9 protein-coding genes are annotated in these 12124 nt (G+C 66.9%); 3 read left to right on the forward strand and 6 right to left on the reverse strand.

Translation table 11 applies throughout. The features are described 5' to 3' along the window. Positions 1-8: 8 nt before the first annotated feature. Positions 9-458: an oxidoreductase gene (locus tag AZH51_RS12260; protein ID WP_291524686.1), complete on the reverse strand. Its 450-nt coding sequence runs from the start codon at positions 456-458 to the stop codon at positions 9-11. Positions 459-462: 4 nt separating this feature from the next. After that, complete coding sequence (locus AZH51_RS12265; protein ID WP_291524688.1) at positions 463-1944, reverse strand: MFS transporter; 1482 nt, start codon at positions 1942-1944, stop codon at positions 463-465. 69 nt (positions 1945-2013) lie between these two features. Between AZH51_RS12265 and AZH51_RS12270 the strand changes: the two genes are divergently transcribed. Then, a complete protein-coding gene (locus tag AZH51_RS12270; RefSeq protein WP_291524690.1) occupies positions 2014-3438 on the forward strand; it encodes an aminotransferase class V-fold PLP-dependent enzyme in 1425 nt (474 codons plus the stop codon). Positions 3439-3574: 136 nt separating this feature from the next. Continuing rightward, positions 3575-4447 carry a DeoR/GlpR family DNA-binding transcription regulator gene (locus AZH51_RS12275; protein WP_291524692.1) on the forward strand — a complete coding sequence of 291 codons (873 nt, stop codon included), beginning with the start codon at positions 3575-3577 and terminating at the stop codon, positions 4445-4447. A gap of 9 nt (positions 4448-4456) precedes the next feature. Here the strand turns inward: AZH51_RS12275 and AZH51_RS12280 are convergent, their stop codons facing one another. Both AZH51_RS12280 and AZH51_RS12285 read right to left on the reverse strand, forming a co-directional pair. Next, positions 4457-5047 carry a TetR/AcrR family transcriptional regulator gene (locus tag AZH51_RS12280; RefSeq protein ID WP_291524694.1) on the reverse strand — a complete coding sequence of 197 codons (591 nt, stop codon included), beginning with the start codon at positions 5045-5047 and terminating at the stop codon, positions 4457-4459. Positions 5048-5267: 220 nt separating this feature from the next. Beyond that, positions 5268-6698, reverse strand: coding sequence for an HNH endonuclease signature motif containing protein (locus tag AZH51_RS12285; RefSeq protein ID WP_291524696.1), 1431 nt, complete (start codon positions 6696-6698; stop codon positions 5268-5270). 195 nt (positions 6699-6893) lie between these two features. Between AZH51_RS12285 and AZH51_RS12290 the strand changes: the two genes are divergently transcribed. Continuing rightward, positions 6894-7577, forward strand: a complete 684-nt coding sequence (locus AZH51_RS12290; RefSeq protein WP_291524698.1) for a HEAT repeat domain-containing protein — start codon at positions 6894-6896, stop codon at positions 7575-7577. On the opposite strand, the gene AZH51_RS12295 is transcribed toward AZH51_RS12290, so the two are convergent. Both AZH51_RS12295 and AZH51_RS12300 read right to left on the reverse strand, forming a co-directional pair. Then, positions 7578-8525 carry an SDR family oxidoreductase gene (locus AZH51_RS12295; RefSeq protein WP_291524700.1) on the reverse strand — a complete coding sequence of 316 codons (948 nt, stop codon included), beginning with the start codon at positions 8523-8525 and terminating at the stop codon, positions 7578-7580. 77 nt (positions 8526-8602) lie between these two features. Continuing rightward, entirely contained in the window at positions 8603-11986 is a 3384-nt protein-coding gene (locus AZH51_RS12300) for a DEAD/DEAH box helicase family protein (protein WP_291524702.1), read from the reverse strand. Between the last annotated feature and the right edge of the window lie 138 nt (positions 11987-12124).

A 12124-nucleotide genomic window follows, 5' to 3' on the forward strand; every position in this document is an offset into this window, starting at 1 on the left:
ACGCGGGTTCAGGGGACGACGCGCCCCTCAAGACTCCATCGGGTCAACGGCAGGCCGTCGGGCACGTCGTCGGCGCTGCGGTGGTAGGTGTACATCGGACCGAGGGTGCACCAGGCCCAGTAGTCATGCAGTGCGGTGCGCAGCGGGCCGTCGGGGATCCCCACGTCGGTCATCGCCTGGTCGAAACACGCGATGGCCCGCGCGTTCATCTCGTCGTGTTCACCGTTGCCGGAATGCATTCGTACGACATCGGATTCGGACCCGTACGTCGTGGTGAAGCTCTCGGATCCGCCCCACGCCTGCGTCCAGTAGGCGGCTAGTCGTTCGGTGTGATCAGGGCGGAAACCGTGCGCGAACGCGTGAGCGACGACCGGGTCGGCGACCGCCCGCCCGTGCCAGGCGGCCGCGAGCGCGAGGATCGCCTCGGACCCGCCGATCTCGTCGTACAGCGTGGGCACAGATCTAGGATGGCACGCTGTCTGCGGTGCGGCCGGGTTCGTGGCGGCCGTGCGGGTGCGCCCGGTTGCGCAGGTCGATCAGCGATGCGACCAGGGCGACCAGCACCAGCAGTGCTGTGACCCGGATGGCGGCCGAGGCGCCGTCGTGACCGCCGGGTCCGCCGGTTCCACTCGAGAAGAACACCGAGCCGACCAGTGCGATGCCGGCGGCGGTCCCTATCCGTTGACCGGTCTGCAGCATTCCGCCCGCGGTGCCCGCTCGGCGTACGGGAACATCATTCAGCGTGAGGGTCACGTTGGGGGAGATGACGAATCCGCTGCCCAGGCCGGCCACCAGCAGCGGTAGGAACAGCGCCCACCCGGTCCTGGAGCCGTGCACATTCACCAGGACGACGTCGACCGCGATCAGGCCGATCAGGACCAGGAGGAGTCCGCCGGTGATCAGCGCCCGGCCGAACCGGGCGACCAGCCGGCCCGATAGGGCCGAGGTGACGGCGGACCCGGCGGCGAACGGGGTGACCGCGAGGCCGGCCAGCAACGGTGAATAGCCCAGGGACTCCTGGAAATGGATGGTGAGCACGAAGAAGATGCCGGTGAAGCCGGCGAAGTACACGGTGCCGATCACCGCACCGGGGGTGTAGCCGGGCACCGAGAACAAACTCAGGTCGACCAGTGGATCGCCGCCCTGGGCGCGGTACCGACGCTCCCACCACACGAATCCGGCTCCGCACACGACGCCGATGACGGCCAACCACCAGGGCAGGGCCTGGCTGCCGCGCTGTCCGTTCTGCACCAGCGGCAGGAGCAGCAGGACGACGGTGGCGCCGAGCAGCAGGACGCCGACCGGGTCCAGATCGGCGGTCAGTTCGCGCAGTTTCTGTTTGGCCGGTGGCAACCACAGCCGGGCGAGGATGACGGCGGCGATCACGATCGGGATGTTCACCAGGAAGATCCATCGCCACCCCGCGTCGTCGCCGAGCCAGGACAGGATCGCACCACCGGTGATGGGTCCGACAGCGGTCGAGATCCCGATGGTCGCGCCGAGCAGGCCGAACGCGCGTCCGCGCTCGGCTCCGGAGAACATCTCCTGGATCAGCCCGCTCACCTGCGGGTTGAGGATGCCGCCGCCGACGCCCTGCACCAGCCGCGCGATGACCAGAACGGTGGGATTCGGTGCCAGGCCACACGCCAGACTGGACACCCCGAACACCAGCACGCCGATGATGAACATCGTGCGGCGGCCCAGCACATCTCCGAGCCGGCCGGATGGCACCAGGACCAGCCCGAAGGTGAGCGCATAGCCCGACACGATCCACTGCAGATCACTGGAACTGGCGTGGATGCCCTTGGCGATCGCGGGCAGCGCGACGTTGACGATGGAAACATCCAGCAGCGTCATGAAGCCGGCGACCAGGCATACCGCCAGGGCACGCCACCGGTCCTCATTCGTCGCCGATGCCGCGTCGTCGGTCTGTTGGCTCGTCACGCGCGCCATTGTCGCCCGGTCGGTCCGAATGGCATGCCCCGCCCGGAGGGTGCGCACACAATAGGGGCGATGGCCACTGATCCCCGCGGGTTGCGACGCGATGCGCCCCTACTCGATGCGTGGCTGCGTTTCCAGGAACAGCCGCCCACGCCGTTCACGATTCCCGGTCACAAACAGCGCCGCGATCTGGTGGGTGACGTGGTCGCGGGCGACGTACCGCTCTACGCCGGTCTCGACACCATGAAACTATCCGCGGGGGTTCTGGCCGAGGCCGAGTCGCGCGCCGCCCGGCTGTGGGGTGCGGACTTCTGCCGGTTCTCCACCGACGGCGCCACGCATGCGAACCAGTCGGTGGCACTGGCGTTCGGCGGTGATGGGGGCCGCGTCGTGGTCAGCCGGTCGTTGCATCGCTCGATGTTGCTGGGTCTGGTCATCGCGGGCCTGGAGCCGGTGTGGGTGCGTCCGGAGGTTGACCCGGCGACCGGGCTGCCCTCGGGAGTGCGACCCGACGAGGTACGTCGTGTGCTCGCCGAGAACGCTGACGTCCGTGCGGTGTTCGTCGGTGATCCGTCGTACGTCGGCACGGTCGGAGACGTACAGGGCCTCGCCGCCGCCGCGCACGAGCACGACGTGCCGCTGGTGGTGGATGCGGCGTGGGCGGCGCACTTCGGGTTCCACCCGGACCTGCCCCAGCACGCGATCGCTCTGGGTGCCGATGTCGTGGTGACCAGTGCCCACAAGACCCTGCCGGCGTGGAGCCAGGCGGCCCTGATCCTGGCCCGGTCCGGGCGGATCGACCTGGACCGCCTCGATGCCGCGGTGGAAGCAACCGCGACCACGAGTCCGGCGGGGGCGATCCTGGCCAGCACTGACGCCGCACGGGCCTTGCTGGAGCGCGAGGAGGGTCGGGCGCTCCTGGGACAGGCCATCGGGGCGGTCGCGGATGCGCGGCAACACCTGCAGGATGTCGACGGCCTGCTCGTTCTCACCGGAACGCACGTCGATCCGCTCAAACTCACCGTGCTGCTGCCGGGGACCGGCGCCGACGGTATCGCCATCGAACGAGACCTGATCGACCGCGGTCTGCCCGTGGAGTCCGCCGATCGAGACGTCCTGATCGCGGTCGCATCCCTGGCCGACACCCCGGCCAGCCTCGGGGCCTACACCGAGGCACTGGTCGCAGCCATCGACCGCCACCGCGGGCCAGCGCGCGAGGTGGTTGACGCGGGGATCTACCGGGTCGAGCCCGAGATGGCTATGACACCCCGGCGAGCGTATTTCGCTGCGGCACAACCTGTTTCATTGCATGAAGCGGTTGGGCAGGTGAGCGCGGAGTTGGTGGCGCCGTACCCTCCGGGTATCCCGGTGCTGGCTCCCGGGGAACGGATCACGACACGGAGTCTGGCGACGCTGGAGGCTGCGGCCCGAGCCGGCGTGCGCATCGCCTACGCCGCCGATCCGAGCCTGCGGACGTTACGTGTCGTTCGCATCTGAGCGAAATACCCACGAAGAACCGCGCAATCCTGGTAACTTCATCACATCACAAACGGAACGGACCGTATCGAATAGTGATTGGACATGGATGTCCGGGGGCGTTCGTTCGGTGTGAGAGCTTCTGGAAGGTTGTGACATGTTGGCTCATCAACGGCAGGACTTCATCCTGCGTCGGGTCGTGCAAAACGGCGGCATCCGGGTTTCGCGCATTGTCGGTGAGCTCGGAGTCAGCGATATGACGATCCGTCGGGATATCGACGCACTGGTCGCCAAGGGGCTGGTGACCAAGGTCCACGGAGGTGCGATACCGGTGAGGCAGGCCTCGGCGGTGCCGCAGGAGGCCGAGCCGGCCACAGGATCTTCCTACTCAGTGCTTGGTCGGGCGGCAGCAAGCCTCGTCGAGGACGGGTCGACGGTTTCGGTATCGGCGGGAGCAGCGGCCCACGCAGTCGCTGTCGAACTGCGGGACAAGTCGGGGCTGAGCGTGGTGACCAACTCACCCTCCGTCGAGGAAGCTTTGCACGATCCGACGCGGGATGACCGGGTGGTGGTGCTCACCGGTGGTGCTCGCAGCGCCAGCGGCGGCCTGGTAGGACCCGTCGCGATCGACATGCTGGCGCGGACGCATGTGGACGTGGCGATCATCGGAGCAGAAGCGATCGATATGGACGCCGGCGTGACCACCGCGAATCTCCAGGAGGCGCACGTCGAGCGGGCCATGATTCATGCCGCCCGGCTCGTCGTGGTCGTCGCCGATCGCGCCGCTTGGGGCGCTGCCCTCCTCACAACGGTGAGCGATCTCGCGCGAGTGGATGTGCTCGTGACCGATGCAGAGCTGTCCGAGGCCGCCCGTCGGGAACTGGGTCGTCGTAAGGTCCGCGTCTTCGCAGTGAGTGCTGGCGCAGTAAGTCTCGGCGCAGTGAATCCCGGCGCGGCGAGTCCCGGGGCGGTGAGTCCCGGCGCGGCGAGTCCCGTTGGGGTGGCGCCGGAAGCCGCGGTAGCGATGTGACCCGGGCGGTCAGCTGCCGGGGCTGACTCGTGGCGGATTGGCAACCAGGGTCTGCACCAGCCACCGGTACTGCTCGGTCTTGACGCCGATGCCGCGCACAGTCGATCGGTAGAACGTGATCGACGCAAGAGTGTCCAGGAGTAGGTCGGGGTCGGTGTCCGGCGCGATCTGGCCACGCTCGACGGCACGCTCGATGACACGGAAGCCATTCTCCCGCCGGAGTCTGAAGAACCGGTCCCACAGCACGGGAAATACCGCAGGGTCCAGCGCCGCCGCAATCGCGTTGGTGCTGCCGTCCCTCAAGCGGGTCAGGTTCTGGTTCTCGACGTTGATCCGCGTGTGCTGCAGCAGGTCCTCGACGACGTCACCGGTGTCTGGGATGTCACCCAGGTGCATGATCGACATGGCCGCCGCGACGACGAGTTCTCCCTTATCGGGAAAGCGGCGGTAGATGGCGGTCTTGCCGCACCCGACCCGCTTGGCTACATGCTCGATCCTCAACTGGTCATAGCCCACTTCGAAAACGATGTCGACCGTCGTCCGGAGGATGCGGGCGGTCAACTCCTCGTCCGGCGGCCGCCCGGCATTGGTTGCAGTCACCCGGCAACCATACGGAATGGCCAGCGACGACGACCGAGCGCTGCCGTCCGTCGTTGCTTCGTTGCGCTGTCGGCCCACGAAGCCGGTGCTGTGCTCACCCCGACCTGCGACGTCGGCAGACCGCGCGACCATTACAGATCTCATCGCCACCAGATCCCACCGCCACCGGGTCTCACCAGGTCTGACCGTCTCCAGGTCTCACCGTCAGTAGATTTCACTGTCAGCAGACCAGCGGGGACTGGATCGCTCTGGCGGGTGGACCCCGGAATCGTTCGTGCACCCGCCACTCGCTCTGCGCGGGATGTCGGAACTCGACGTACCCATCGGCGCCGACCCGCACCTGATAACCAATCTCGTCGATCAGGTGGTGATGGCGCGAGCACAACAGCACACCGTGTTTGATCGACGTCTTGCCACCGCGCGCCCACGGCGTGATGTGGTGCACCTCGGTCCACGACGGCGGCCGGTCGCAGCCGGGGAATGCGCAGCCCCGGTCGCGGTGGGCCAGCGCCCGGCGTTGTGCCCGGTTGAAGAGTCGCTGCTCCCGGCCCAGGTCCAGCGGCAGCGGTTCGCCGTTGAAGACCATGGGCAGGACTCCGACACGGCACGCCTCGTGCCGCACCGCCGCGGCGGACATCTTGACGTCGGTCCCGACGATCGTGCCGGCCCGGGCGACCGCGCCGGTCAGCGCTTCAAGGTCAATGTTCACCGTGATCAGGGCGCCCGTGCCACCGTGCTGCGGCAGCCCGTCCGTCGGTAGCCGCAGTAGCAGGTCCGCGAAGGCCGCGCCGTTGCGATGCGCACTGCCCGGGGCGGTGCTGAAGGTTGCTGTGCTCGCCGGCGCACGGCTCAACGACGGCTCCATCACCGCTGCGGCACCCTGGCCCGGAGGCTGCCCCGGGGAGAGCCCACCTGAATCGCTCTGTGCGCCAGCATGATCCGACAGATGCTGGCGCCGTGGCGCGGTCATCGCCTGCAACGCAGCCCGGAGCGCGGCCGCTTCAACGTCGGGCACCGTGAACTTCCCGGCGTGGGTGCCGTCGTGGTTGTCCCACATCAAGAATTTCGACTTTGCCCGCGCCGCCAATTCCCGCCGGCGCAGGCGTTGATCCTCGGTGGCGTCGGCGTCGCCATCCCCGTGAGCCGCGGTGAACTCATCGACCAACCGCTCTCCACGACGCCGTAGCTGTGGCAGCTGCAGGCGACCGGCCTCATCCATCAGGGTGCGCTCCGCACCCTTCCGCTGCTGCGGCGTGATGCCGCCGGGCAACCCGTTGAGCGCGTCGGTGATCACCTCCACCTGCCGCAGCGACAGTTGTGCGTCAGCCAGAGCGTCCTCGGTGGCGCCTGCACCGGCTTGCGCCAACCCCTGCGCCGTGCGGACCAACCGCTCGTGCGCGCGCCGATCCCCGTCGGTCACCGTGGCCAGCAGGGCGCCGGTCGAGGTGGCACCCGCCGCTCGGGCTGCACCCAGAGTCTCCAATCGGCGTACGGCGATCAGTTTCATCGCGGCCACCTGCGCCTCCACGCGGCACAGGTCCCGGTATGCCTGCTGGGTTCCGGCACTGTCCACCGAGCCCCATGCCGACGACGACACGGATGCCAGGACGGTGCGCGCGGAAGCGATGGCGGTGCTGACCACGTCCCCCATCGGTGCCTCCCCAGACCCCGCCAAGCGCACCCGCAAGTAGCCCTGCAGCCGTGACGCTTGTCCGAATACTTCCGACCCTACGACCGGGCACCGACAGCCCGCAGAGCGAATCCGGTTTGTGTGGATAACGCTGATATGCCTGTGGAAACCATGCCAATCGCGGGGGTGCGCAGGCGCTGGGAGGAGAGTTGACCCGTGACGACATCGACGTACCCCGACGAACTGGCGACCCTGGATCCGTCGTCCTGGAACGACTACCTGCGTCAGCATTCGCATCTGCCCGGGCCGCGCGCCAACCTCAGCCTGGTGGATGCGTTCGTCCACCAGGCTGGATCGGCGCAGATCGAGAGCGCACTTGCTACTGACGAGGAGTTCCTCGTGCTGTGCGGCGTAGCTGCGCTATCCGACACCCAGCGGTTGCGGGGATACGCCAGCGATGCGCGGTGGCGAGTTCGTGAGGGCGTTGCATTGTCGCTGCAGCACTTGGGCGATCGCGACCCGGGCGCTCTGCACGATCTGGTGCTCACCTGGGCGAGCGACGCCGACCCGTTGGTGCAACGGGCCGCGGTTGCGGCGATTTGCGAACCGCGGCTGCTGACCTCGTCGCCCGCGGCTGCGGTTGCTCGTTCGGTCTGCCACATCGCAACGTCCGCCTTGGTGGCCCGTCCATCGAGCACGCGCCGCGAGCCTGATGTCCGGGTGTTGCGCCAAGCGCTCGGCTACGGCTGGAGTGTGGCCATCGCTGCGGATCCGGAGCCAGGGCTGGCTGCCTTCACCACCTTGCAATCCTCGGGCGACCCCGACGTCGCGTGGGTCGTGCGCGAGAATCTGAAGAAGGCGCGACTAAAGCGCCTCCTACCGGCGAGCGATAGGCAGTAGCTACTTGTCCTGGTCGCCGAATCGAACCCCGGTCAGCTGCTGGGACACCTCCCACAGGCGGGTCGCGGCGGCCTCGTCGGCCAGCGGTTTGAAGAGCTTCTGCTCGCCCGGTGCACCGCCCAGTCGGCCGAGCCCGGTGGGGCCGTACAGCCTTCCGCCACAGGCGTTTTCGCTTGCGACAGCCATGAGCGCCGGTAGGGCAGCGGTCTCCGGGGTTCCGACGAGGAGACCGTGGCGGGACAGCAGACGCACGACGCGCCCGCCGGGGGTGTCACGGTCGCGGCCGATCTCCGGGCGCGCGGTCAACAGGCTGGTCAAGGCGACGCCGGGGTGCGCGACGTTGCTCGTGATATCCCACCCGGCACTCTGGGACCGGCGGTCGAGTTCGAGGCCGAACAGACCGACGGCGATTTTGGACTGGCTGTAGGCAGCGTTGCTGCGGTACTGCTTCTCCCACTGCAGGTCGTCCCAGTTGATGCCACCGCGCGCTGCCGCGATGCTCGTCTGGCTGGTCACGTGGGCCCGGCCGTCCCGCAACAGCGGCAGCAGCCGCGCAGTCAGCGCGAAGTGCCCCAGATGGTTGGTGCCGAACTGCAACTCGAAACCGTCGGTAGTCGTCAGCCGCTGCGGTGGGGTCATCACACCCGCGTTGTTGACAAGGATGCCGATCGGAACTGCCTCTGCGAGAAGGGTTTCCGCGCAATCGGCCACGGAGTCCAACGACGACAGGTCCAGTACCCGCGTCGACACCTCAGCATCGGGTACCTGATCGCGGATCGTCGCCACCGCGGCAGCACCCTTGTCCTGGTTGCGGACCGGCAGCACCAGTTCCGCACCCTGCTGGGTCAGCCGCGTCGCGATCCGCAGACCGATCCCGTCACTGCCTCCGGTCACCACCGCCCGGACGCCATGCAGGTCCCGCAACGTCACGTCGTACGTCTTCGCCATGACTCCATCGTGCTCTCCAGCTTGCGTCGGTGTCCTGAGGTGCTCACCCGAGAGGCCAGCACTGCCCTGGGCCGTCTCTAGGCCACGTCCTCGGGTAGGGCAGTCCGCTTGATGTGGTGCAGTGTCTCCACGATCGTTTCGACGTCCGCATCGGGGAAGTAGAGATCAGGGCCGGTGGGCGCGTAGTCGGTGTACGGGGACTCGAAGAGGCGTCCGGGTTCGACCACGCCGTTCTTGGTCAGCTCGTCGATGATGAGGTTGATAAACCTGATCTGGTTGACGTCGAACCTGCTGTCTTCCAGGAATTGGGCGAAGGCTGCCTGAGCAGCGTCCCGTTCAAGGCCGACTAATCCGCGAACGAAGATGCCGAGCCCACCTGCTCGCTCGGAGACCCACCCAACGTCGGCCTTGGGGCCGGCGCCTGACGCGACGAGCATGTCCTCCAGGGCGACAATGTCGTGCGGTGTGAGTTGCCGATTTCGTCGCAACCGCTCTAGGGCGACGTTGTCGAGATGGGCTCGCAGGTAGGCCTCGGCCTTGGACCGAAAGCGTTCGAGGTCGACACCCGATTGGACGCCGGGCACGGCCACCTCGTCGGGCGGGCTCACCGTGTCCTCGAAGTCGGTGTAGACGGGGACGGTGTGCGTCTTGTCGAGGAACTGGACCAGCCCGCGGACGCGGAGGCGGAGCAGCTCCAGCATTTCCAAGGAGACGTCGATCCACCACTCGTCGCTCGCGGCCGACTCCAGCAGTACCTTCTGCGCCGCGACGGCCGGAATGGCCAGCTTGGACAATAGGCCGCCAGCGATGAGTTGCACCTTGGCACGCAGACTTTCGGCGGCAGCCTGGTCACCGTCGAGATCGGCCACCATGCGCCGCAGCACAAGCAGATCGAAGGATTTGGCCTCTGGCCCATCCAAAGGCGTTGTCGTTGACGGCAACCCGGACAACGAGCGAGCATCCTCGAAGGTCTCCGGGCGGAGAGGTTCATTCCAGGCGGGCCAAGAGGAGAGCGCATCGACGGCTCTGCGGTGTGGGCGGACTTGGAAGTTGTCCATGGTCATCCCGGCGACAGTCTCGTGCAGGTTGTGCGCAGTGGCCGTCCGCAGGCTGTCGTCGCCGTCGACCGACGAGCGTCCGAGCCCGTCACGGTCCAGGCCGGACAGCAGATCGAGGCGCGTCTCAAAGATGCGCTGAGACAAAGACTTCTGAGTCGAGCCGTCCACGACGGGCGGGTTCTGGCTGAAGAATTCGAAGTTGCCGCAGAAGTCGAAGACGAAGAAATCTTGCTTGTCCTCGCCCGGGCCGAACACGTCAGGGCACAGCCGGGTGCCGCGCCCGATCATCTGCCAGAACTTGGTCTTGGAGTGAATGGTTTTGAGGAAGACGAGGTTGAGGACTTCGGGGACGTCGATGCCGGTGTCGAGCATGTCGACGCTGATCGCAATATGCGGCGGCTTGTCCTTGACCGAGAAATCGTCGATTAGAGACTGCGCGTAAGTCTCCTGGAAGGTGATCGTGCGCGCGAAGTTCCCAGCGTACTGCGGGTAGGCGGTGTTGAACTGGTCCTCGATGAAGTCGGCATGCTTCTGGTTCTTGGCGAAGATGATTGTCTTGCCGAGCCGCTCACCACCAGCGACCTTGTAGCCCAGCGTCATAAGGGTTTCCAGGACCTTGTCGACGGTGTCCTCATTGAACAGGAACCGGTTCAGCGCCTCTGCGTCCACTTCGGTGGGCGGTCCGTCGTCGCCCCAGTCCAGGGCGTCCCACTCGTCCTTCTCCGCATCGCTCAGATCGTCGTACCTGATGCCTTCGCGCAAGAACTTGGTCCCGACTCGCACCGCCCGCGGGGGCGCGAGGTAGCCATCGAACACCGCCTCCTCCAGGCTGTAGGAGTCGGTCGGCACACCGTCTTCCAGGTGGAACAGCCGGTAGGTGTTGCGGTCGACCTCGTCCTTCGGCGTCGCGGTGAGCCCGACGAGCAGGGCGTCGAAGTACTCGAAGATCGCGCCGTACTTGGCGTACACCGAGCGGTGTGCCTCGTCGATCACGATCAGGTCGAAGTACCCCGGCCCGAATCGGCGCCCCGCGTCGTCTACTTCGTCGATGAGTCCAATCATGGTCTGGTAGGTCGAGACGTAGACCCGCCCGTCGACTCTCCTCTCCTCGGCGAGGTTGACGGTTGTTGTGTGTGGCAGGTGACTGCGGAAGGCCCGCGCGGCCTGGCCGGCGAGGGCGACCCGGTCGGCGAGGAAGAGCACCCGCTTGACCCAGTTGGCCTTCGTGAGTTGGTCGATCAGTGCAATCACCACGCGGGTCTTGCCCGATCCCGTCGCCATCACCAGCAGCGCGTCACGCTGGCGCTCGTCGAGGGTCGCATCGACCGCCTGGATAGCGCGCATCTGGTAGGGGCGCCCGGCGATCGCGGCGTTGACAGGCTGCCCGGTGAGGGGTTGCCTGGTTGTGCGGCGCTGGATCATCAACTCCAGTTCGTCGCGGGTGTAGAAACCGGCCACCGCGCGCGGTGGGTAGCCGGCCGCGTCGTCCCAGAGGAAATGCTCGTATCCATTGGTATAGAAGATGATTGGCCGGCGTCCGAACTCCGCCTCCAGGCAGTCGGCGTAGAGCTTGGCCTGCTGCTGGCCGACTTTCGCGTCTCTCATCGTCCGCTTGGCCTCGACCACAGCAAGGGGGAGACCGTCGGCGCCCCACAACACGTAGTCAACGAATCCCTTGCCGCCGCCAGGCATGCCGGTGACTGGGTACTCCCGATCTTTGGCCTCATCCAGCGGCCAGCCGGCTTCGCCGAGCAGGACGTCGATGAACGAGTCCCGGGTCTGGGCCTCGGTGTAGTCGCGTTCGTCAGGCAGCGCCGACTTCTGCGCTGCTTTGATCTGCGCTTGGAGTACGGCGATCTGGGCCTCGTGGGCCTTCAGGAGTTCGTCTTTGTCCGCCAATGCCTTCGCGTGCGCTTCGTCCTGGGCCTTGAACCGGGCCGCGAGTTTGACGACCTCATCGCGCGACAACGGTGCCGCCTGGGCGGCCAGTTTCGGGTCAAACGGCGCCGACATCGGCACCGCTTGCGGGTCGGGCGAGTGGTGGAACGCGGTCCAGGCGACGACGTGGTGCAGATCGCGCAGAACTTGCAGGGCCACCTGCTTCGAGACGGGCGTCGACTCGTGAACGGCGCTGTTGCCGACTTTGCGGATCAACGTCAGTTTGGCGGTGATCCCTTGTCCCACAGTGTTCTTGAAACCTGGTGCGGCGATTCGGGCAGCCAGGTCGGACTTGTACGGCTCGGGCAGGTCTGCGACGTCGTAGAGGTAGTCGACCAGCAGCTCAACGACCCGGCGCGCGTAGACGCATGCGGCGCGTGGGTCGGAAGCGAGGTAGGACTCAGCGCGGCCGCAGTCTTCGTAGAGGGACGGCAGCGTCTGGCGAACGAAGTAGAAGTTGGTCATGTCGCACTACGACTCACACCGGGACCGCTTTGCGAAGGACACGATCGCGGAACTCACCGCGCCACGAGTCGGCGGCAATCACGTCGAAGCGCGCGGAGGGGACTCCCACTACCGCTTCAGCAGGTAACCCCGGGTGAA

This window comes from Branchiibius sp. NY16-3462-2 (genome assembly GCF_001594145.1).
Lineage (GTDB): Bacteria > Actinomycetota > Actinomycetes > Actinomycetales > Dermatophilaceae > Branchiibius.

Bases quoted from the DNA above. Each gene is read 5' to 3' on its own strand.
- AZH51_RS12270 (WP_291524690.1), top strand. From the start codon at position 2,014: ATGGCCACTGATCCCCGCGGGTTGCGACGCGATGCGCCCCTACTCGAT.
- AZH51_RS12275 (WP_291524692.1), top strand. From the start codon at position 3,575: ATGTTGGCTCATCAACGGCAGGACTTCATCCTGCGTCGGGTCGTGCAA.
- AZH51_RS12285 (WP_291524696.1), bottom strand. From the start codon at position 6,698: ATGGGGGACGTGGTCAGCACCGCCATCGCTTCCGCGCGCACCGTCCTG.
- AZH51_RS12295 (WP_291524700.1), bottom strand. From the start codon at position 8,525: ATGGCGAAGACGTACGACGTGACGTTGCGGGACCTGCATGGCGTCCGG.
- AZH51_RS12300 (WP_291524702.1), bottom strand. From the start codon at position 11,986: ATGACCAACTTCTACTTCGTTCGCCAGACGCTGCCGTCCCTCTACGAA.